At 73.1% G+C, this 20,248-nt stretch carries 17 protein-coding genes and 1 pseudogene; 4 read left to right on the forward strand and 14 right to left on the reverse strand.

Annotated features, from left to right (window positions below):
* Positions 1-83: 83 nt before the first annotated feature.
* From ACGFQ9_RS27405 to hrcA, 5 genes are all read right to left on the reverse strand, one after another.
* Positions 84-443: a histidine triad nucleotide-binding protein gene (locus ACGFQ9_RS27405; RefSeq protein WP_393577373.1), complete on the reverse strand. Its 360-nt coding sequence runs from the start codon at positions 441-443 to the stop codon at positions 84-86.
* Positions 444-609: 166 nt separating this feature from the next.
* The gene (locus ACGFQ9_RS27410) at positions 610-1,353 is read right to left on the reverse strand and encodes a 16S rRNA (uracil(1498)-N(3))-methyltransferase (protein ID WP_393577375.1); all 744 of its coding nucleotides are present in this window, start codon (positions 1,351-1,353) and stop codon (positions 610-612) included.
* Positions 1,350-2,435, reverse strand: coding sequence for a nitronate monooxygenase (locus tag ACGFQ9_RS27415; RefSeq protein WP_393577376.1), 1,086 nt, complete (start codon positions 2,433-2,435; stop codon positions 1,350-1,352). The genes ACGFQ9_RS27410 and ACGFQ9_RS27415 overlap by 4 nt, the downstream gene beginning before the upstream one ends.
* 123 nt (positions 2,436-2,558) lie before the next feature.
* The gene (dnaJ, locus tag ACGFQ9_RS27420; RefSeq protein ID WP_393577378.1) at positions 2,559-3,695 is read right to left on the reverse strand and encodes a molecular chaperone DnaJ; all 1,137 of its coding nucleotides are present in this window, start codon (positions 3,693-3,695) and stop codon (positions 2,559-2,561) included.
* Positions 3,696-4,712, reverse strand: a complete 1,017-nt coding sequence (gene hrcA, locus ACGFQ9_RS27425; protein WP_393577380.1) for a heat-inducible transcriptional repressor HrcA — start codon at positions 4,710-4,712, stop codon at positions 3,696-3,698.
* Between the two features lie 191 nt (positions 4,713-4,903).
* On the opposite strand from hrcA, the gene ACGFQ9_RS27430 reads away from it, so the two are divergent.
* Positions 4,904-5,635 (forward strand): MBL fold metallo-hydrolase, encoded by a 732-nt coding sequence (locus tag ACGFQ9_RS27430; RefSeq protein ID WP_393577381.1) that lies wholly within the window; start codon positions 4,904-4,906, stop codon positions 5,633-5,635.
* A 54-nt stretch (positions 5,636-5,689) separates the two neighbouring features.
* Positions 5,690-6,502, forward strand: coding sequence for a DUF3097 domain-containing protein (locus ACGFQ9_RS27435; RefSeq protein WP_393577382.1), 813 nt, complete (start codon positions 5,690-5,692; stop codon positions 6,500-6,502).
* Here the strand turns inward: ACGFQ9_RS27435 and ACGFQ9_RS27440 are convergent.
* From ACGFQ9_RS27440 to lepA, 4 genes are all read right to left on the reverse strand, one after another.
* The gene (locus tag ACGFQ9_RS27440; protein WP_393577384.1) at positions 6,480-7,058 is read right to left on the reverse strand and encodes a Uma2 family endonuclease; all 579 of its coding nucleotides are present in this window, start codon (positions 7,056-7,058) and stop codon (positions 6,480-6,482) included. The two genes, ACGFQ9_RS27435 and ACGFQ9_RS27440, sit on opposite strands and share 23 nt — an antisense overlap.
* A 99-nt stretch (positions 7,059-7,157) precedes the next feature.
* On the reverse strand, positions 7,158-8,390 hold the full coding sequence (hemW, locus tag ACGFQ9_RS27445) for a radical SAM family heme chaperone HemW (protein ID WP_393577385.1): 1,233 nt from the start codon (positions 8,388-8,390) through the stop codon (positions 7,158-7,160).
* 116 nt (positions 8,391-8,506) lie between these two features.
* On the reverse strand, positions 8,507-10,396 hold the full coding sequence (locus ACGFQ9_RS27450; protein ID WP_393577387.1) for an AMP-dependent synthetase/ligase: 1,890 nt from the start codon (positions 10,394-10,396) through the stop codon (positions 8,507-8,509).
* Positions 10,397-10,608: 212 nt separating this feature from the next.
* Positions 10,609-12,474: a translation elongation factor 4 gene (gene lepA, locus ACGFQ9_RS27455; RefSeq protein ID WP_393577388.1), complete on the reverse strand. Its 1,866-nt coding sequence runs from the start codon at positions 12,472-12,474 to the stop codon at positions 10,609-10,611.
* Positions 12,475-12,672: 198 nt separating this feature from the next.
* On the opposite strand from lepA, the gene rpsT reads away from it, so the two are divergent.
* The gene (gene rpsT, locus ACGFQ9_RS27460; RefSeq protein WP_393577389.1) at positions 12,673-12,933 is read left to right on the forward strand and encodes a 30S ribosomal protein S20; all 261 of its coding nucleotides are present in this window, start codon (positions 12,673-12,675) and stop codon (positions 12,931-12,933) included.
* Between the two features lie 194 nt (positions 12,934-13,127).
* Here rpsT and holA read toward each other — a convergent pair whose 3' ends face one another.
* A complete protein-coding gene (gene holA / locus ACGFQ9_RS27465) occupies positions 13,128-14,126 on the reverse strand; it encodes a DNA polymerase III subunit delta (protein WP_393577569.1) in 999 nt (332 codons plus the stop codon).
* Between the two features lie 56 nt (positions 14,127-14,182).
* Between holA and ACGFQ9_RS27470 the strand changes: the two genes are divergently transcribed.
* Positions 14,183-14,425: a hypothetical protein gene (locus tag ACGFQ9_RS27470; protein ID WP_393577391.1), complete on the forward strand. Its 243-nt coding sequence runs from the start codon at positions 14,183-14,185 to the stop codon at positions 14,423-14,425.
* Positions 14,426-14,494: 69 nt separating this feature from the next.
* Here ACGFQ9_RS27470 and ACGFQ9_RS27475 read toward each other — a convergent pair whose 3' ends face one another.
* The 4 genes and pseudogenes from ACGFQ9_RS27475 to ACGFQ9_RS27490 all read right to left on the reverse strand — a co-directional run bounded on the left by ACGFQ9_RS27475 (position 14,495) and on the right by ACGFQ9_RS27490 (position 20,127).
* A complete protein-coding gene (locus ACGFQ9_RS27475) occupies positions 14,495-15,376 on the reverse strand; it encodes a YceI family protein (RefSeq protein WP_393577393.1) in 882 nt (293 codons plus the stop codon).
* A gap of 142 nt (positions 15,377-15,518) precedes the next feature.
* Positions 15,519-17,906, reverse strand: a pseudogene (locus ACGFQ9_RS27480) (ComEC/Rec2 family competence protein); the annotation flags it as partial.
* 224 nt (positions 17,907-18,130) lie between these two features.
* A complete protein-coding gene (locus ACGFQ9_RS27485; RefSeq protein ID WP_393577395.1) occupies positions 18,131-18,691 on the reverse strand; it encodes a helix-hairpin-helix domain-containing protein in 561 nt (186 codons plus the stop codon).
* A 590-nt stretch (positions 18,692-19,281) separates the two neighbouring features.
* The gene (locus ACGFQ9_RS27490) at positions 19,282-20,127 is read right to left on the reverse strand and encodes a DegV family protein (protein ID WP_393577397.1); all 846 of its coding nucleotides are present in this window, start codon (positions 20,125-20,127) and stop codon (positions 19,282-19,284) included.
* Positions 20,128-20,248 lie beyond the last annotated feature (121 nt).

A 20,248-nucleotide genomic window follows, 5' to 3' on the forward strand; every position in this document is an offset into this window, starting at 1 on the left:
CCGGTCTTCTACTGCGGCCGGTCCTCTGCTGCGGCCGGTCCTTCTCGGTGCGCGGCCCGCGCCGCGCACCGCCCGGTCCGTTCCTATCCGGGCGGCCAGTTGAAGCCGCGGCCGCCCAGCACGTGGGCGTGGGTGTGCCAGACCGTCTGGCCGGCGCCGGCGCCGGTGTTGAAGACGATCCGGTAGCCGTGCTCGTCGACCTTCTCCTGCGCGGCGACCTCTCCGGCCTCGCGCAGCACGTCCGCCATGGCCTGCGGGTCGCCGGCGGCGAGGTCCGCGGCGTCGCGGTAGTGGACCTTGGGGATCACCAGCACGTGCGTCGGCGCCTGGGGGTTTATGTCGCGGAAGGCGACGGTGGTGTCGGTCTCGCGGACGATCGTCGCGGGCACCTCACCCGTGACGATCTTGCAGAACAGGCAGTCCGCCTGCGGTTCCCCGGCCATGGCCGTCGCCTCCCGTGTTCCTGGTCCTGGTGCTGGGTCTGGTGCTGGTGCTTCTGCCGGGTCCCGTTCCGGGTCCGGCATCGCGGGTTCCGGTCCTGCCCCGGTCACCGCCGCGCGTGCGCGCCCGGCCGCGTGATCACCACGCCTCGCATCGTATCGGGCCGGATCACGCCCAGCGGCCGGTACGGGCCAGCAGCACCGCGACCGCGGCGGTGCCCGCCGTCGAGGTGCGCAGCACCGAGCGGCCCAGCCGGTACGGGCGGGCGCCGGCCTCCGCGAACGCGGCCAGTTCCTCCGGGGAGACACCGCCCTCGGGGCCGACCACCACGACGATCGATCCGGAGGCGGGGAGTTCCGCCGTGGCGAGCGCCCCCGAGGGGTGCTCCCGGTCCTCGTGCAGGACGACGCCCAGGTCCGCCTCCGCCAGCAGCGCGGCCACCTGCTTGGTCGACAGGGCCTCCGCCACCTCCGGGAACCGGACCCGCCGGGACTGCTTGCCCGCCTCCCGGGCGGTGGCCCGCCATTTGCCGAGCGACTTGGCGCCCCGGTCGCCGCGCCACTGGGTGATGCAGCGGGCGGCCTGCCAGGGGACGACCGCGTCCACCCCGGTCTCGGTCATCGTCTCGACCGCGAGCTCGCCCCGGTCCCCCTTGGGCAGCGCCTGGACCACCGTGATCCGCACCGGGGGCTCCGCTTCGGCGAAGACCCCGGTCACGTCGACGTGCAGCCGGTCCTTGCCCTCGGCCGCGGTGACCACGCAGTCCGCCCAGCCGCCACGGCCGTCGGTGAGGACCACCGCCTCCCCGGGCTCCAGCCGCTTCACGGAGACCGCGTGCCGGCCCTCCGGGCCGTCCAGCACGAACCGCGGTCCCGCCGGGACCTCTTCGACCACGAACACCGGGGCCGTCATGACGCACTCCTTCTCCGCACCGCCTGCAACGCACTCTGCGCCTCGGCCACTTCGGCCGCCAGGACCTCCACCAGCTGACCGGCCGGCAGCGACCGGGCCTGCCGGTGTCCCTGTCCCGCCCACAGTGCCATGCCCTGCGGGTCGCCCGCCTCGGCCGCGGCCCTGCGCAGCCCCGCGGTCAGGTGGTGGACCTGGGGGTAGGCGGCCGGCGCGTACGGTCCGTGCTCCCGCATGAACCGGTTCACCAGGCCGCGGGCCGGACGTCCGGAGAACGCCCGGGTGAGTTCCGTACGGGTGAACAGCGGGTCGGTCAGCGCCTTCTTGTGCAGGGCATGGGCCCCCGACTCGGGGCAGGCCAGGAACGCCGTGCCCAGCTGGGCCGCGTCCGCGCCGGCCGCGAGCACCCCGGCGATCTGCGAGCCGCGCATCAGTCCGCCCGCCGCGACCATGGGCAGCGCGACCGCCTCCCGTACCTGGCCGACCAGGGCGAGCAGGCCGGTGCCGGTACCGTCTGCCTTCGGGTCGTCGCGGTGGGTGCCCTGGTGGCCGCCCGCCTCGATGCCCTGGACGCAGAGGGCGTCGGCGCCGGCGTCCTGGGCGGCGCGGGCCTCGGCGACCGAGGTGACCGTGACCATGGTGAACGTACCGACGCCGCGCAGACACGTGAACGCGGCCGCCGGCGGGCAGCCGAAGGTGAAGGAGACGACCGGGACCGGGTCCTCCAGCAGAATGGCCAGTTTCGCGTCGTAGGCGTCGTCGGTGGTGCCGGTGGTGTCCTCCGCGGCGAGCGACACCTCGTACCAGCCGGCCTCACCGGCCAGCTGGCCCCGGTAGACCTCGACCGCGGCCGGGTCGGCGTGCCCGTACTGCGGGAGGAACAGGTTGACGCCGAAGGGCCGCCGGGTGAGCCCGCGCAGCCGCTTGATCTCCTGGTACATGCCGTCGGCGGTCTTGTAGCCGCCGGCCAGGAAGCCCAGCCCGCCGGCCTCGGACACGGCGGCGGCGAGCGGCGGGCAGGACGCTCCGCCCGCCATGGGGGCCTGCACGATCGGGTGGAAGAGACCGTTCAGTGCGGAGGACATGAGCTGCATCGTGCCATGTCCCCCGCACCTCACCGAATCGTTCCATTCGCCTGGCATAGTCCGGTTGCGCAACCGGCCAGGCGCCGCGCCGCGGCGGGGAACGCCGCGGCGGCGGCTCGCGGCTCAGCGGCCGTTGAAGGCGTCCTTGAGCCGGCTGAACAGGCCCTGCTGGCCCGGCGCGAACTGGCCCATCGGCCGCTCCTCGCCACGCAGCTTGGCCAGCTGCCGCAGCAGGTCCTCCTGCTGGGCGTCCAGCTTGGCCGGGGTCTGCACCTCGACGTGGACGATCAGGTCGCCGCGTCCGTTGCCGCGCAGGTGGGTGACGCCGCGGCCGTGCAGCGGGATCGACTGGCCGGACTGGGTGCCGGGCCGGATGTCGACCTCCTCCATGCCGTCGAGCGTCTCCAGCGGGCACTTGGTGCCGAGCGCGGCCGCGGTCATCGGGAGCGTCACCGTGCAGTGCAGGTCGTCCCCGCGCCGCTGGAACACCGGGTGCGGCAGCTCGTGGATCTCCACGTACAGGTCGCCGGCGGGTCCTCCGCCGGGGCCGACCTCGCCCTCGCCGGCGAGCTGGATCCGGGTCCCGTTCTCCACACCGGCCGGGATCTTGACCGTCAGGTCGCGGCGGGACCGGACCCGGCCGTCGCCCGCGCACTCCGGGCAGGGGGTCGGGACCACGGTGCCGAAGCCCTGGCACTGCGGGCACGGGCGGGAGGTCATGACCTGGCCGAGGAAGGACCGCGTCACCTGGGAGACCTCGCCGCGGCCGCGGCACATGTCACAGGTCTGCGCGGAGGTGCCGGGCGCGGCACCCTCACCGGAGCAGGTGGTGCAGACGATCGCCGTGTCGACGTGGATGGGCTTGGTCGTGCCGAAGGCGGCCTCGTCCAGCTCCAGGTCGAGGCGGATCATCGCGTCCTGGCCGCGCCGGGTGCGCGAGCGCGGGCCGCGCTGCGACGCCTGTCCGAAGAAGGCGTCCATGATGTCCGAGAAGTTGCCGAAGCCACCGGCTCCGAAACCGCCCGCGCCACCGCCGCCGGAGGCGGACAGCGGGTCGCCGCCGAGGTCGTAGACCTGCTTCTTCTGCGGGTCCGACAGCACCTCGTACGCGGCGTTGATCTCCTTGAAACGCTCCTGCGTCTTGGGATCGGGGTTCACGTCCGGGTGGAGCTCGCGCGCGAGCTTGCGGAACGCCTTCTTGATCTCGTCCTGCGATGCATCGCGGCGCACGCCGAGTACGGCGTAGTAGTCCGTGGCCACTTACGACTCCGCCAGGATCTGTCCGACGTAACGTGCCACTGCGCGTACCGCTCCCATCGTTCCGGGGTAGTCCATGCGGGTCGGGCCGACCACGCCGAGTTTGGCGACTGTTTCGCCGCCCGAACCGTAGCCGACCGAGACGACGGACGTGGAGTTGAGTCCTTCGTAGGCGTTCTCGTGGCCGATGCGTACGGTCATCCCCGACTCGTTGACCTCGCCGAGCAGCTTGAGGAGCACGACCTGCTCCTCGAGTGCTTCCAGCACCGGCCGGATGGTCAGGGGAAAATCGTGTCCGAAGCGGGTCAGATTGGCGGTACCGCCGATCATCAGCCGCTCCTCGGTCTCCTCGACCAGGGTTTCGAGGAGGATGGCGAGGACCGTCTGGACCGTCACGCGGTCCTCGGCCTCGAAGGATTCCGGCAGGTCCTGCACCAGCTGCGGCACGTCGGCGAAGCGGCGGCCGACGACCTTGCCGTTGAGCCGGGCCCGCAGGTCCGCCAGCGACTGCTCGCCGAACGGCGCCGGGCAGTCGACCATGCGCTGCTCGACCCGGCCGGTGTCGGTGATCAGGACGAGCATCAGGCGGGCCGGGGCGAGCAGGAGCAGCTCGACGTGCCGGACGGTGGAACGGGTCAGCGAGGGGTACTGGACGACGGCGACCTGCCGGGTCAGCTGCGCGAGCAGCCGTACCGTGCGGCCGACGACGTCGTCGAGGTCCACGGCCCCGTCGAGGAAGTTCTGGATGGCGCGGCGCTCGGGAGTCGACAGCGGCTTGACCCCGGCCAGCTTGTCGACGAACAGGCGGTAGCCCTTGTCGGTGGGGATGCGGCCGGCGCTGGTGTGGGGCTGCGCGATGTAGCCCTCCTCCTCCAGCACGGCCATGTCGTTGCGGACCGTGGCGGGCGACACGCCGAGCCTGTGCCGTTCGGTGAGCGCCTTGGAGCCGACCGGCTCCTCCGTCCCGACGTAGTCCTGGACGATGGCGCGCAGCACCTCGAGTCTGCGTTCGCTGAGCATTGCGTGCCACCTCCAGCTGTGAGCGTCCGTTTGCGTTCCGTGATTGGCACTCACGCGGTGCGAGTGCCAGAGATCCCCCCGGTCAGTGTACGGCGGGCAGGTACGCCCGAGGCAAGGGAGCTCGTCGCGGCGCTCGTCACGCTCGCCCGTCGGGCCCTCGTCCCCTCCGCCCGTCAAGGTAGCGTCGCGCCATGGACGTGCGTTGGGAAGAGGCGGGCTGGGAACGGCTGACCGGGCGCGCCGGGAGGCGGCGGCTCCCGGTGTGGGACTGCACGGTGGGGCTGGTGGTGGGCGACGACGCGGTGCTGCTGGTGGACCCGGGTTCGAGCGTGCGCGAGGGCGCGGAGCTGCGGGCGCAGGCGGAGCGGCTGACGGGTCGGCGGGTGACCCATATCGCATTCACCCACGGGCATTTCGATCATGTGCTGGGGGCGGCGGCGTTCGCGGGGGCCGAGGTCTTCGGCGCGGTCGGGCTGGACGGACTGCTGGGCACCGCAGCGGGCCGGGAGGAGCTGCGCGGGGACGCGGTGCGGAACGGGCTGCCGGAGGAGGACGCGGCCGGGTCGGCCGAGCTGCTGCAGGCACCGCGGCACCTGGTGTCGGGCGAGTGGACGCTGGAACTGGGCGGGGTGCAGGTGCTCCTCGCGAACGTGGGGCCGGGGCACTCGCGCCACGACCTGGCGGTGTTCGTGCCGGGCGGCGGCCGCGAGGTGGTCTTCTGCGGGGACCTGGTCGAGGAGTCCGGGGAGCCGCTGGCGGGCCCGGACGCGGTGCCGCGGCAGTGGCCGGCGGCTCTGGACCGGCTGCTCGCCCTGGGCGGCGAGGACGCGCTGTACGTGCCGGGGCACGGGGCGGTGGTCGACGCGGCCTTCGTGCGTGCCCAGCGCGCCGCGCTGGCCGAGCGCTTCGGCGTGTCACCTTGATCGGCTCCGGCGTGTCGGCTTGATCTCCGGGCGGTTGCCCCTACCCTCGGCCGGATGCGTGAGTACTCCCCCGACCTGACCCCCGCGTGGAAGCGCCCCAAGCCGGTGCCGGAGGTGGCGGCCGAGCCCGATCTGGTGGTCGAGGTGGCGGGTACGGAGTTCTGCGGGGCGGTGGTGGGCTGCGAGGCCGGCACCGTGACCCTGGAGGACCGCTTCGGCAAGCGCCGGGTGTTCCCGCTGGAGCCGCGCGGGTTCCTGCTGGACGGGGCGGTGGTGACCCTGGTCCGGCCGGGGCGCGCGCCCGCGGCCCCGGCCCGTACGGCGTCGGGCTCGATCGCGGTGCCGGGGGCCCGGGCGCGGGTGGCCCGGGCGGGCCGCGTCTACGTGGAGGGCCGGCACGACGCCGAGCTGGTGGAGCGGGTCTGGGGCGACGACCTGCGCATCGAGGGGGTGGTCGTGGAGTACCTGTCGGGCATCGACGACCTCCCGGCGATCGTCGCGGAGTTCGGCCCGGCGCCGGACGCCCGCCTCGGCGTCCTGGTGGACCACCTGGTGCCCGGCTCGAAGGAGTCCCGGCTGGCGGAGCGGGTCTCCTCGGTCCCGGACGTCCTGGTGGTGGGCCACCCGTACGTGGACGTCTGGCAGGCGGTGAAGCCGTCCGCCCTGGGCATCCCGGCCTGGCCGGTCGTCCCGCCGGGCCAGGACTGGAAGACGGGCGTGTGCCGGGCCCTGGGCTGGCCGGAGAACACGGGCGCGGCCTGGCAGCACATCCTGTCGCGGGTCTCGTCGTACCGGGACCTGGAGCCGACGCTGCTGGGGCGGGTGGAGGAGCTGATCGACTTCGTTACGGTCGGCGGTGCCGCTTGAACTTGGGGAGGGTGCCGAACTCGCTGGTGTCCAGCTCGATACCGAGCACGTCCAGCGGGAGGGACTGCCCGAAAGGCACTCGGAGTTCCTCCTGGTAGTCGGCCTCGTCTCCACGCCCCTGCGGCTTGGTCAGCAAGAGGCAGCCCGCGAAGAAGGGGTCGATGATCAGGTAGGCGGGCACCCGGCCTGCTGCGTACATCCCACGCTTCAGGCCGTAGTCCTGGTCGATGCTCGACTTGGAGACGACCTCCACCAGGAGAGTGATGACCTCAGATGGCATCAGCCGTCCGACTTCCGGCCCCACTCCTCGCTCCACCACCACGAGGTCCGGCTGGGGCTCACTGGTCTCCTCGAGGATGGCAATGTCCTGCGTCTGAAGGCGTCGCCAACTCGTCCGTGGAATCTGGTCTTGAACCGCCTCCACGATGTCGTTGTGGACCACGTCGGGCCCCGCCATCATCACAATGTCCCCCCGCAGAAGCTCGATCTTGAAGCGGCCGAAGAGCTCGGGGCGCTCATCGAACACGGCGTTGATCTGCTCGTACACAGCGGTCATCTCAGTGGTCCTCCACATCAGCCGCGTGCCACAGCGGCAGCCTACGAACAGCGTAGGCAGCGCGGGTCGGGATCCGCGGGGATTCACTCCGGCGAGTGATCAGTCCACGAGGTCGCGCACGACCGCGTCGGCCAGCAGTCGCCCCCGCAAGGTCAGCACGGCCCGCCCGGCCTCGTACGGCGCCGGTTCCAGGAGCCCGTCGGCCAGCGCCCGCCGGGACGCCGCGAGCCCGGCCGGGGCCAGCAGGGACAGCGGGACGCCGTCCACCAGCCGCAGCTCCAGCAGGATCCGCTCCACCCGCCGGTCCTCCTCGGAGAGGACCTCACGACCGGCACCGGGCGAGCGGCCCTCCGCCAGCGCCGCCGCGTAGGCGCCGGGGTGCTTCACGTTCCACCACCGGGTGCCGCCGACGTGGCTGTGCGCGCCGGGACCGGCGCCCCACCAGTCGGCACCGCGCCAGTACAGCTCGTTGTGCAGGCAGCGGCCCGCCTCGGTGGTGGCCCAGTTGGACACCTCGTACCAGCCGTAGCCGGCCGCGGCGAGGGTCTCGTCCGCGATCAGGTAGCGGTCGGCGTGCACGTCGTCGTCGGTCATCGGGACCTCGCCGCGCCGGATCCGGCGGGCCAGCTGGGTGCCTTCCTCGACGATCAGCGCGTACGCCGAGACGTGGTCGGGACCCGCCCCGATCGCCGCCTCCAGCGAGGCCCGCCAGTCGTCGTCGGACTCACCCGGGGTGCCGTAGATCAGGTCCAGGTTGACGTGCTCGAAGCCCGCCGCCCGCGCCTCGGCCACGCACGCCTCCGGCCGCCCCGGGGTGTGCGTGCGGTCGAGCACCTGCAGCACGTGCTTCCGGGCGCTCTGCATGCCGAAGGAGATCCGGTTGAAGCCCCCGGCCCGCAGCTCGGCCAGGTATTCCGGGGTCACCGACTCCGGGTTGGCCTCGGTGGTCACCTCGGCGTCGTCGGCCAGCCCGAACTCGTCGCGGATCGCCCCGAGCATCCGGACCAGGTCCCCGGCCGCGAGCAGGGTCGGCGTACCGCCGCCGACGAACACGGTCCGCACCTCGCGCGGGTCGTCGCCCAGCACCTTGCGGGCGAGGCGGACCTCGTCGGTGAGGGTGTCTGCGTAGTTGTCCCGGGAGGCCAGCACGCCGCCGGTGCCGCGCAGCTCGGTGGCGGTGTAGGTGTTGAAGTCGCAGTACCCGCAGCGCGTGGCGCAGTAGGGGACGTGCAGGTAGAAGCCGAGCGGCCGCGCCGCCGCGCCCTCCAGGGCGTGCGACGGCAGCGACCCGTCCTCGGGAACGGTCTCACCGTCGGGCAGTGCGGAAGGCATGGGTCCATTGTCCCGCACCGCCCGGCGTGCCCATGGCCGCGCGGCGCGCCCATGGGAACGGCGGCGCGGCGCGGACCCGCCCGGCTCCCCCGTTCGGGCCCGCGCCGCGCTGTGTGCTAAGCCTCGCGGGCGCCCTCGTACATCTCCTCGATCAGGTGCTTGAACTCGCGCTCCACGGCCGGACGCTTCAGCTTGAGGCTGGGCGTGAGGTCGCCGTGCTCGACGTCCAGGTCGCGCGGGAGGACGCGGAACTTCTTGATGGTCTGCCAGCGCTGCAGGCCCTCGTTGAGGGTCTGGACGTAGGTCTCGACCAGCCGGTTGGTCTCGGAGGCCGCGACGACCTGCGCGTAGGACTTGCCCTCGAGGCCGTTCTCGGCGGCCCAGCCCAGGATGGACGGTTCGTCCAGGGCGATCAGGGCGGTGCAGTAGTTCCGGTCGGCGCCGTGCACCACGAGGTTGGAGACGTACGGGCAGATCGCCTTGAACTGGCTCTCGATCTCGGTCGGCGCGACGTACTTGCCGCCGGAGGTCTTGATCAGGTCCTTCTTGCGGTCGGTGATGCGCAGGTAGCCGTCGGCGGAGAGCTCGCCGATGTCGCCGGTGTGCAGCCAGCCGTCGGATTCGAGGACCTCGGCGGTCTTCTCCGGCTGGTTGTGGTAGCCCTCCATGATGCCGGGGCCGCGCAGCAGGATCTCGCCGTCGTCGGCGATGCGGACCTCGGTGCCGGGGAGCGGCTTGCCGACCGTGCCGGTGCGGTACGCCTCGCCGGGGTTGACGAAGGAGGCCGCGCTGGACTCGGTGAGGCCGTAGCCCTCCAGGATGTGGATGCCGGCGCCGGAGAAGAAGTAGCCGATCTCCGGGGCGAGGCCGGAGGCGCCGGAGACGCAGGCGCGCAGGTTGCCGCCGAACGCGTCGCGGATCTTGGCGTAGACGAGCCTGTCAGCGATCTTGTGCTTGGCCGAGAGCGGGAAGGGCGCGCCGGCCTTGCCGGTGCGGTGGAAGTTGTCCTGGCTGACCTTGGCGTACTCGCGGGCCACCTCGGCCGCCCACTGGAAGATCTTGTACTTGGCGCCGCCGGCGGCGCGGGCCTTGGCCGCGACGCCGTTGTACACCTTCTCGAAGATGCGCGGGACGGAGGCCATGTAGGTCGGCTGGACCACCGGCAGGTTCTCGATGATCTTGTCGATCCGGCCGTCCACGGCGGTGACGTGGCCGACCTCGATCTGGCCGGACGTCAGCACCTTGCCGAAGACGTGCGCGAGCGGCAGCCACAGGTACTGGACGTCGTCCTTGCCGATCAGGCCGGTGGCCACCATGGCCTTGGCCATGTACGACCAGTTGTCGTGCGGCAGCCGCACGCCCTTGGGGCGGCCGGTGGTGCCGGAGGTGTAGATCAGGGTGGCGAGCCGGTCGGCGGTGATCGCCGAGACGCGCTCCTTGACCACCGACGGGTGCTTGGCCAGGTACTGCGCGCCGCGCTTCTCCAGGTCGGCGAGGGACAGCACCCAGCCGTCGGGGTCGCCCTCGGCGGGTACGGCGTCGGCGGCCTCCATGACGACCACGTGGTGCAGCGAGGGCAGGGCGGCGCGGTGTTCGCGGGCCTTGGCCAGCTGGGCGGCGTCCTCGGCGATCAGCACCCGGCTGTCGGAGTCGGAGAGGATGAAGGCCGACTCGTCCGCGTTGGTGCTGGGGTAGACCGTGGTGACCGCGCCGCCCGCGCACATCACGCCCAGGTCGGAGAGGATCCACTCGACCCGGGTGCCGGAGGCGAGGGCGACCCGCTCCTCGGGGCCGACGCCGAGCTCGATCAGGCCGGCGGCGATGGCGAAGACCCGCTCGGCGGCCTCTCCCCAGCTGAGCGATTTCCAGTCATCAGGTCCCTGGCCGGTGGCCGAGGGGACCGGGTACCGGTACGCCTCGGCATCGGGGGTCGCTGCGACACGCTCAAGGAAGAGGGCCGCCACGGAGGGCGGGCGGTTCTCGATCATCGTCTGTGTGTCGCTCACGACATCCTCCGGACCACGCGGCAGGGCTTGTGTAACTGGCGAGTAACCAGTGATCAGGGTAGGGGCCGCCCGGCCGGTGCGTAAGGGCCCGCGTGCGGCCGATTCATAACGAAAGAAGCCCCCGCGCCAGGGCGCGGGGGCCAATTCCGGATGAGCGGTGACGAGTCGGCGTCCGACCGGCGGGGGACCGGTGACCGGCCCCCGCCCTGCGGCTACTTCTTCTTCGCGCCGGACTCGTCGCTGGACAGCACCGCGATGAAGGCCTCCTGCGGGACCTCCACGGAGCCGACCATCTTCATCCGCTTCTTGCCTTCCTTCTGCTTCTCCAGCAGCTTCCGCTTACGGGAGATGTCACCGCCGTAGCACTTGGCGAGGACGTCCTTGCGGATGGCGCGGATGGTCTCGCGGGCGATGACGCGGGAACCGATGGCCGCCTGGATGGGCACCTCGAACGCCTGCCGCGGGATGAGCTCGCGCAGCTTGGCGACCAGGCGCACGCCGTAGGCGTAGGCGGCGTCCTTGTGGGTGATCGCGGAGAACGCGTCGACCTTGTCGCCGTGCAGCAGGATGTCCACCTTGACCAGGCTGGACGCCTGCTCGCCGGTGGGCTCGTAGTCGAGCGAGGCGTAACCGCGGGTCTTGGACTTCAGCTGGTCGAAGAAGTCGAAGACGATCTCGGCGAGCGGGAGGGTGTAGCGGATCTCGACCCGGTCCTCGGAGAGGTAGTCCATGCCGAGGAGGGTGCCGCGCCGGGTCTGGCACAGCTCCATGATCGAGCCGATGAACTCGGTGGGCGCGAGGATCGTGGCGCGCACGACCGGCTCGTACACCTCGGAGATCTTGCCCTCGGGGAACTCGCTCGGGTTGGTGACCGTGACCTCGCTCTTGTCCTCCAGGACCACGCGGTAGACCACGTTGGGCGCGGTGGCGATCAGGTCGAGGCCGAACTCGCGCTCCAGGCGCTCGCGGATCACGTCCAGGTGGAGCAGGCCGAGGAAGCCGACGCGGAAGCCGAAGCCGAGCGCGGCGGAGGTCTCCGGCTCGTAGACCAGGGCGGCGTCGTTGAGCTGGAGCTTGTCCAGGGCCTCGCGCAGCTCCGGGTAGTCCGAGCCGTCCAGCGGGTACAGACCCGAGAAGACCATCGGCTTCGGGTCCTTGTAGCCGCCGAGGGCCTCGGTGGCGCCGCCGGTCATCTGGGTGATCGTGTCACCCACCTTGGACTGGCGGACGTCCTTCACACCGGTGATCAGGTAGCCCACCTCACCGACGGAGAGACCGTCGGCCGGGAGCATCTCGGGCGAGTTGGTGCCGATCTCCAGCAGCTCGTGGGTGGCGCCGGTGGACATCATCCGGATCCGCTCGCGCTTGTTGAGCGTGCCGTCGACCACACGGACGTACGTCACGACGCCGCGGTACGAGTCGTATACCGAGTCGAAGATCATCGCGCGGGCGGGGGCGTCCTTGACGCCGACCGGGGCCGGGACGGTCTCGACGACGCGGTCCAGCAGGGCCTCCACGCCCAGACCCGTCTTGGCGGAGACCCGCAGGACGTCGTCCGGCTCACAGCCGACCAGGTTCGCCAGCTCCTCGGCGAACTTCTCCGGCTGGGCGGCCGGCAGGTCGATCTTGTTGAGGACGGGGACGATCGCGAGGTCGTTCTCCATCGCCAGGTAGAGGTTGGCGAGGGTCTGGGCCTCGATGCCCTGGGCCGCGTCCACCAGGAGGACGGTGCCCTCGCACGCGGCGAGGGACCGGGAGACCTCGTAGGTGAAGTCGACGTGCCCGGGGGTGTCGATCATGTTCAGGATGTGGGTCCTGCCCTGGCCCTCGCCCGCGGTGGGCGCCCAGGGCAGACGGACCGCCTGCGACTTGATCGTGATGCCGCGCTCACGCTCGATGTCCATGCGGTCGAGGTACTGGGCACGCATCTGCCGCTGGTCGACGACGCCGGTCAGCTGGAGCATCCGGTCGGCGAGGGTCGACTTGCCGTGGTCGATGTGCGCGATGATGCAGAAATTGCGGATCAGCGCCGGGTCGGTACGGCTCGGCTCGGGCACGTGGCTGGGGATGGCGGGCACGCAGTGTCCTGATTCTCGGGTTCTCGGGTCTCAATTCGGAACGTTACGCAGGCCACCATCGTCCCATGCCTGCGCCGGTGTGCTCGGTTTGGGCCGTCCAATGGGCGCCTGGTAACGTGGGCAGCTGTGTCTGACGTGCCCTCTCAGCCTGTCGGACGCAATCCGAAGATCAACCTCTGAACCTGAAAAGGCTCTTTCGTGGCGAACATCAAGTCCCAGATCAAGCGGAACAAGACCAACGAGAAGGCCCGCCTTCGCAACAAGTCGGTCAAGTCCGAGCTCCGTACCTTCATCCGCAAGGCCAACGAGGCCGTCGCCGCCGGTGACGCCGAGAAGGCCACCGCTGCCGCCCGTGCCGCGTCGCGGAAGCTGGACAAGGCTGTCTCCAAGGGTGTCATCCACAAGAACGCCGCCGCCAACAAGAAGTCGGCGCTGGCCACCAAGGTTGCCGCTCTCTGAGCCTGAGCACTTCGATGTGATCGCCGGAAGGGACCCAGCGGGCCCTCTCATCCGCTCCTGACCGGCACCACGCGCCGCACGCGGCCTGCGTTCGCCACGCGGGTGCGGCGCACAGGATCCAAGCGAAGGCCCCGGCCGCCGCCCTTCCCCAGGGCGCCGGCCGGGGCCTTCGTCATGCCACGGTCTTCCCGGGATCAGTGGGCGGGGCGGCGGGGGCGGGCGGCGCGGGCCACGGCCACCACTGCCTTCTCCAGGGCGTACTCGGGGTCCTGGCCCCCGCCCTTGACGCCGGCGTCGGCCTCGGCGACCGCGCGCAGGGCGTCGGAGACTCCGTCCGCCGACCAGCCGCGCATCTGCTGGCGGACCCGGTCGATCTTCCACGGCGGCATGCCGAGGTCCCGGGCGAGGTCGCCGGGGCGGGCACCGCGCGGGGCGGAGGCCAGCTTGCCGATGGCGCGGACCGCCTGGGCCAGCGCACTGGTGATCAGGACGGGGGCGACGCCGGTGCCCAGCGACCAGCGGAGCGCCTCCAGGGCCTCGGCGGCCCGGCCCTCGACCGCCCGGTCGGCGACCTCGAAGCTGGAGGCCTCGGCGCGGCCCGTGTAGTAGCGGCCGACGACGGCCTCGTCGATGGTGCCCTCGACGTCCGCGCAGAGCTGGGCGGCCGCACTAGCGAGCTCGCGCAGGTCGCTGCCGATCGCGTCGACGAGGGTCTGGCAGGCCTCCGGCGTGGCCGAGCGCCCGAGCGTGCGGAACTCGCCCCGGACGAACGCCAGACGGTCGCCCGCCTTCGTCATCTTCGGGCAGGCCACCTCCCGCGCGCCCGCCTTGCGCGCCGCGTCCAGCAGGGCCTTGCCCTTGGCCGCGCCCGCGTGCAGCAGCACGAGGATGATCTCCTCGGCCGGCGCGTCGAGGTACGCCTTCACGTCCTTGATCGTGTCCGCGGACAGGTCCTGCGCGTTGCGGACGACCACGACCTTCCGCTCGGCGAAGAGCGACGGACTCGTCAGCTCGGCGAGCGTGCCGGGCTGCAGCTGGTCCGGGGTCAGGTCGCGTACGTCGGTGTCGGGGTCGGCGGCCCGGGCCGCCGCCACGACCTCCCGCACCGCGCGGTCGAGCAGCAGCTCCTCCTGCCCCACCGCGAGGGTGAGCGGGGCGAGCGGATCATCGGTGGAGTTCTTCCTGGTGGCCATCGGCTCAAGCATCCCACGGCGGACCGACACTCCTCCGCGTGCCCGAGAATGGTGCCGTGAACCTGCGACATGTACTGGTCCTGCCCGATCGCGACGCCGCCGAGGAAGTGGCCGGAGAACTCGCCGACCGCTTCGGCCTCGCCGAGGAACCGCAGTTGGTGCGGGACGCCCTGGCCGGCGAGGACGACGCCGAGGACGCCCAGTGGCTGGTCGTGGTCGAGGACCCGGACGGCCGCTACGACCCACAGGCCCTGGACGCCCTCGCCGACGAGCACGAGGGCTGGCTCGAAGCCCCGTAGCCCCTGCCCGCACCCCGCACGCGCCGAGGCGGTCTCGGCGCGCGGCGGGGCGGCGGCGGAGCGGCGGGCTCAGGCCTTGCGGACGATCTGTACGTCCAGTTCGACCTCGACGCTCGAACCGATCGCCGCAACGCCCTGGGCGAGCATCGACTGCCAGTTCAGGGCGAAGTCCTCGCGGTGCAGCTCCGCGGTGGCCCGGCAGGCCGCGCGGGGCTCGCCCTCCAGGCCCGTGCCGAGGCCCAGGTACTGGGTGTCCAGGGTGACCGAGCGGCTGGTGCCGTGCAGGGTGAGGGCCCCGGCGACGGCCCACTTGCTGCCACTGCGGTGGATGAACCGCTCGCTGTAGAACTCCACCGTCGGATACCGGGCCGCGTCCAGGAAGTCCGCCGAGCGCAGGTGGTCGTCGCGCAGCTTCACACCGGTGTCGATGCTCGCCGCGTCGATGATCACGTGCATGGAGGAGTCCTCCATGCGGTCGGCTATCCGGACCGCCCCGGCGAAGGTGTTGAACCGGCCGCGGATCCGGGCGAATCCGATGTGACGGGCCGTGAAGGCGATCGAGGAGTGGCCCGGATCGAGCTCCCAGTGGCCCGGCTGCGGCAGGAGCGGTGGCTCCACCGGCTCCAGGATGATCTCCGCGGCCCCGGGCTGGGCTCCGTCGCCGACCAGGGTCGCCCCGTGGAAGGGCGCGTAGCCCTCGGCCGTCACGGTCATCCGGTACTCGCCCTCCGGGAGGAGCGCGGTGAAACTGCCGTACGGATCGGTCTCGCCGGTGACGATCCGGCGGCCGATCGGGTCCGTGACCTCGAACCGGGCCTGCCGTACCGGCTGGTGGACCGTATCGAGGACATGGCAGGAAAGGAGACCTGCCGCGGGCGGCAGGGTCAGTGTCGCGGATGTGGACCGACCGGCACTCCCGGCCGTCTCCAACCCCCGTCGGCGACCGAACATGATGATGCACCCCCGTGCTGTGTAAACGTACTCCCCGCTTGCGAAGACGCATTCGATCATGGCGGAGGGATGCGGGCAAACAGAACGCTTTCAGCCCGGCGAGCCTCCGCCCGGCCCGGCGCGGGCGCCTCCGCCCGGACGGAACCGCCCGCACTCCCGGTCCGGCCCCGGTGACCGCCACGGAGCCGTCCGTGTCGGTCCTCAGGACCACCGCACCCGCCTCCGCCAGCCGCCCCACGGTGTACGGCGAGGGGTGCCCGTAGCGGTTCTCCGCGCCGACCGGGACCAGGGCGATCCGCGGCCGTACCCGCTCGTGCAGGGCCGGGTCCTGATGGGCGGAACCGTGGTGGGCGACCTTGAGCACATCGACCCGTCCGAGCCCCGGATGCCGCGTCAGCAGGGCCCGCTGGGCGGGTGGTTCGAGATCGCCCGGCAGGAGCAGGGTCAGGCCGGCGGAGCGGACCAGCAGGGCCACGCTGGCGTCGTTGGGGCTCTCCGGGACCGCTCCGGCCGACGGGGGCCAGAGCACCTCCCAGTCCACCGGCCCCGCCGTCCGCCGCTCCCCCGCGAGGGCCGGCAGGACGGGGATCCGCGCGGCCTCCGCGGCCCGCCGGACCCACCGGGCACGGGCCGGCGGCTCCTCCAGGACGGTGGTCTGGATCAGCCCCACGGAGCGCCCCCGCAGCACCCCCGGCAGGCCGCCCACATGGTCCGCGTGGAAATGCGTGAGCAGCAGGAGTGGGACGTGTTTCACACCGAGGGAACCCAGGCACCGGTCGGCCGGGCCGGGCTCCGGGCCGGCATCCACCACCACCGCCGTGCCCGGGCCCACGGCCAGTACGCCGAGGTCCCCCTGCCCGACCGCGCACTGGACGTAGCGCCAGCCCGGCGGCGGCCACCCGGTCAGCGTCCGGACCAGCAGGGGCGGCCGGAGCACCGCCACGAGCAGCACCAGGGCCACCGCTGCGCACACCCACGGGGCCCGCACGGCGCGGGCCGCGAACAGGACGGCCGACACGGTGGCGGCGGCCAGCAGCAGCCCTCCCGCCCAGCCGCCCGGCCAGGCGAGCTCCGCGCCGGGCAGCGCGGCGCCGGTCCGGGCCACCCGGGCGATCCACCCGGCGGGCAGCCCGGCGCAGTGGGCCAGGACTTCCGCGGCCGGCATCCACACCGGAGCCACGGCCAGCGCGGCGAACCCGAGCACGGTGGCCGGGCCCGCGGCCGGCTCCGCGAGCAGGTTGCACGGTACGGCGACCAGGCTGACCCGGGCCGAGAGCACCGCCACCACCGGCCCGCACACCGCCTGCGCGGCGGCGGCCGCCGCGACCGCCTCCGCCAACCGGGGCGGCAGCCCGCGCCGCCGCAGGGCCGCGCTCCAGCACGGGGCCAGGGTCAGCAGGGACCCGGTGGCCAGGACGGAGAGCAGGAACCCCGGGCTCCGGGCCAGCCACGGGTCGTACAGCAGCAGGAGCAGGACGGCCGCGGCCAGCGCCGGGATCAGGGATCTGCGCCTGCCGGTGCCGATGGCCAGCAGCGTGACGGACCCGCAGGCAGCGGCCCGCAGCACGCTCGGCTCGGGCCGGCAGACCACGACGAAGGCGAGGGTCAGGGCCGCCCCGGCCAGGGCGGTGCCCCGCAGGGAGAGCCCGATCCGGGGCGCCAGTCCGCGCCGCTCCGCGTACTGGGCGCTGCCGGGCGGTCCGATCAGCAGGAACAGGACGACGGTGAGGTTGGAGCCGGACACCGCGAGCAGGTGCAGCAGGTCGGTGGTGCGGAACGCGTCACGGAGGTCGTCCGGCACCCGTGAGGTGTCGCCGACCACCAGGCCGGGCAGCAGCGCCCGGGCGTCCGCGGACAGGCCCTCGGTGGCCTCCCGCAGCCCGGCCCGCAGAGCACCGGCGAGCCGCTGCGCGGTGTCCGGGCCGCCGACCGGGCGGGGCGGACTCTCCCCCGGCACCCGGAGCACGGCCACGGCCGGCCCGGCACCGCGGGCCGGGGCGAGCCTGCCGGACACCACGACCCGGGTCGACGGCAGCAGCCGGGCCCAACCCTCGTGCCTGGCCAGCACCACGACCGGAGTCCTCACCCGGCTGCCGCGCCCGTCCTGGCCGGTCACCTCGGTCAGTACGGCGTCCAGCACCACTCCCGGGGGCCCCGCCCCGCTGCGGCGAGGGTCGGAGGTCACGGTCAGCTCCGCCTCGACCCGGGCGTACGCCCCTGCCAGCCCGGGCACTGGCCCCGCCCGCGCCTCGGCCCTGGCCAGGCCGGCCACACCGGCACCGGCGGCCGCACCGAGCAGGGCGGCCGCCACGGCCGTCCCCGCGACCCACCGCGGCTCCGCCCGCCGCCATGCCGCACGCCCGGTTCTCGCAGGCCGCAGCCTCGTCGGCCACGGCCACGGCCTCGTCCGCCGCCACCCGGCCGACAGCAGCGCTCCGGCCACGCCACTCGCCAGCCCGGCCGCGACGGCCGTCCAGTACCCCGGGGCATCCAGCGCGACCGCGGCGGCGGCCCATGCCGCCCCGGCCATGACGGCGAGCCGCAGATCGAGCGGACGGCTGTCCCCAGGCGCGCGGTCCTCGGATGCGCGGTCTTCGGGCTCGCGGTCTTCAGGCATGCGGTCCTCAGACCCCGCGCCGGGCCTGCTCCCGGCGGCGCGGCTTCCCCCGCCCGCGCTTCCGGTACCCGCGCCCCCGATACCCGGTGGTCCCGCTCCGGACGCCCGCGTGTCCCGGCTGCCGGTGGTGGGGTGGTTCACGGCCGCACCAGCGCGCGCAGATCGGCGAACCGCCGTTCGCCGATTCCGTTGACCTGGCGCAGGTCCTCGACCGAGCGGAAGCCGCCGCGAACGGTGCGGAAGTCGACGATGTGCCGGGCGAGCACCGGGCCGACTCCCGGCAGCCCGTCGAGCTGTTCGACGGTGGCCGTGCCGAGGCTGAGCGGGGCGGCGGGGGCAAGGCCGCCCGGCGCGGCGGCGGACGCGCCGGGCGGGGCAGGGGCGCCGACGAGCACCTGCTCACCGTCGACCAGGATCCGGGCGCGGTTCAGGCCGGTGGTGTCCGTGCCCGGCCGGACTCCCCCGGCGGCGGCCAGGGCGTCCGCCACCCTCGATCCGGCGGGGAGCCTCAGCACCCCGGGCGCGCGTACCTTCCCGCCGACGTCCACGACGACGCGGGGGCCGGTGGAAGCGGAGGTCGCGGGCGTCTGGGCGGCCACCGGAACCGGAGCGGTCACCGTGGCCGTCACCGGCTCCGGGCGGGCCGACCAGTACTGCTGGGCCGCGAAGCCGAGTCCGGCCACGAGCACGACCGTCACTGCGGCGAGCGAGCGGGGCGTCGGCCCACACCGGGCCTGCAGCCACAGGGGCAGCCGCTCCCGCACCGCGAGTCCGCGCGCGGCACCCGGACCGAGCCCGGCCGGTTCCGACCCGGCCCCTTCCGACCCGGCCCGAGCCGGTTCCTCCGCCGGAACCGGAGCCGCCGCCACGGGCACGAGCGCGGGTGCGGGAGGTGGCGGAGGGGGGATGGCGGCCGGGGAACCGGTCAGCAGCGCCTCGGCCCGGCGGCGTAGCGCGTCGTGGTCGATGGGGAGGTGCCGACGGCGTCGGCGGATCCTGCGGCTGCGGAACCGGCTGTCCGAGCCTGCCGGGCGGCCGGGTCCACTGCCGGTCCCGCCCGCGGTCGGCACCGCACTGCGGGGCGTGGACGGACGTGTGGTGCGAGTCGTGCGCGGCGAAGGCGTCGTGGGCAGGGTCATGCGCGGCGTGGTACGCGGCGTCGTGGGCGTGGGCTGCGTTTCCGAAGTCATGCCACGACGGTAGGAACGCAGCCGGAATCACGTGCGGAACCATCCATTCCTGTGGGCTGCCGGGCAGTTGTGGACAACCGGCTCACCCTCAGGGGTGATCAGCGCGGCGAGATGACGGTGGCCAGAAGCCCCGGCCCGGTGTGTGCGCCGATCACCGCACCGACCTCGCTGACGTGCAGTTCGGCCAGGCCGGGGACACGTTCACGGAGTCGTTCCGCGAGCTTCTCCGCCCGCTCCGGGGCGGCGAGGTGGTGCACGGCGATGTCCACTCCGCCCGACCCCGCGCGTTCCACGGCGAGGTCTTCGAGACGGGCGATGGCCTTGGAGGCCGTCCGTACCTTCTCCAGCATCTCGATGCGGCCGCCGTCCAGCTGGAGCAGGGGCTTCACGGCGAGGGCGGAGCCGAGCAGGGCCTGGGCGGCTCCGATGCGGCCGCCGCGGCGGAGGTAGTCGAGCGTGTCGACGTAGAAGAAGGCGGACATGCCCGAGGCGCGCTTCTCGGCCGCGGCCACGGCCTCGTCGGCCGTACCGCCCGCCTCGGCGGTCTCGGCGGCGGCGAGAGCACAGAAGCCGAGGGCCATCGCGACCATGCCGGTGTCGACCACGCGGACGGGGACGGGGGCGGTCCGGGCGGCGACGACCGCGGCGTCGTAGGTGCCGGAGAACTCGGCGGACAGGTGCAGGCTGACGATGCCGGTCGCGCCGTCCTCCGCGGCCGCCCGGTAGGCGCGGACGAAGTCCTCCGGGCTGGGGCGGGAGGTGGTGACGGGGCGGCGCTTCTGCAGGGCGAGGGCGAGGCTGCGGGCGGAGATCTCGGTGCCCTCGACGAGGGCCTCGCCGCCGAGGACGACGGTGAGGGGTACAGCGGTGATCCCGTGCCGCGCCATTGCCTGATGGGGCAGGTAGGCCGTGGAATCGGTGATGATCGCGACATGGCGGGACATGAGGCGGAGGTTACCCCTAGTGGGGGTGCGGCGGCAGCCTAGGGCGCCTTTGGCGCCTTTGGCGCCCGATGGAGGCCGCCCTGGGTGGCACGCCAGGCCCGCGGCGGCGGTCGGCGGCCGC

Origin of the sequence: Streptomyces sp. NPDC048603 (genome assembly GCF_043199475.1) — a bacterium.
Taxonomy (GTDB): domain Bacteria; phylum Actinomycetota; class Actinomycetes; order Streptomycetales; family Streptomycetaceae; genus Streptomyces.

Excerpts from the sequence above, each read along its gene's own strand:
- ACGFQ9_RS27405 (WP_393577373.1), bottom strand. The coding sequence starts at position 443 with ATGGCCGGGGAACCGCAGGCGGACTGCCTGTTCTGCAAGATCGTCACG.
- ACGFQ9_RS27410 (WP_393577375.1), bottom strand. The coding sequence starts at position 1,353 with ATGACGGCCCCGGTGTTCGTGGTCGAAGAGGTCCCGGCGGGACCGCGG.
- ACGFQ9_RS27415 (WP_393577376.1), bottom strand. The coding sequence starts at position 2,435 with ATGTCCTCCGCACTGAACGGTCTCTTCCACCCGATCGTGCAGGCCCCC.
- hrcA (WP_393577380.1), bottom strand. The coding sequence starts at position 4,712 with ATGCTCAGCGAACGCAGACTCGAGGTGCTGCGCGCCATCGTCCAGGAC.
- ACGFQ9_RS27430 (WP_393577381.1), top strand. The coding sequence starts at position 4,904 with ATGGACGTGCGTTGGGAAGAGGCGGGCTGGGAACGGCTGACCGGGCGC.
- ACGFQ9_RS27435 (WP_393577382.1), top strand. The coding sequence starts at position 5,690 with ATGCGTGAGTACTCCCCCGACCTGACCCCCGCGTGGAAGCGCCCCAAG.
- ACGFQ9_RS27440 (WP_393577384.1), bottom strand. The coding sequence starts at position 7,058 with ATGACCGCTGTGTACGAGCAGATCAACGCCGTGTTCGATGAGCGCCCC.
- hemW (WP_393577385.1), bottom strand. The coding sequence starts at position 8,390 with ATGCCTTCCGCACTGCCCGACGGTGAGACCGTTCCCGAGGACGGGTCG.
- holA (WP_393577569.1), bottom strand. The coding sequence starts at position 14,126 with ATGGCCACCAGGAAGAACTCCACCGATGATCCGCTCGCCCCGCTCACC.
- ACGFQ9_RS27475 (WP_393577393.1), bottom strand. The coding sequence starts at position 15,376 with ATGTTCGGTCGCCGACGGGGGTTGGAGACGGCCGGGAGTGCCGGTCGG.
- ACGFQ9_RS27490 (WP_393577397.1), bottom strand. The coding sequence starts at position 20,127 with ATGTCCCGCCATGTCGCGATCATCACCGATTCCACGGCCTACCTGCCC.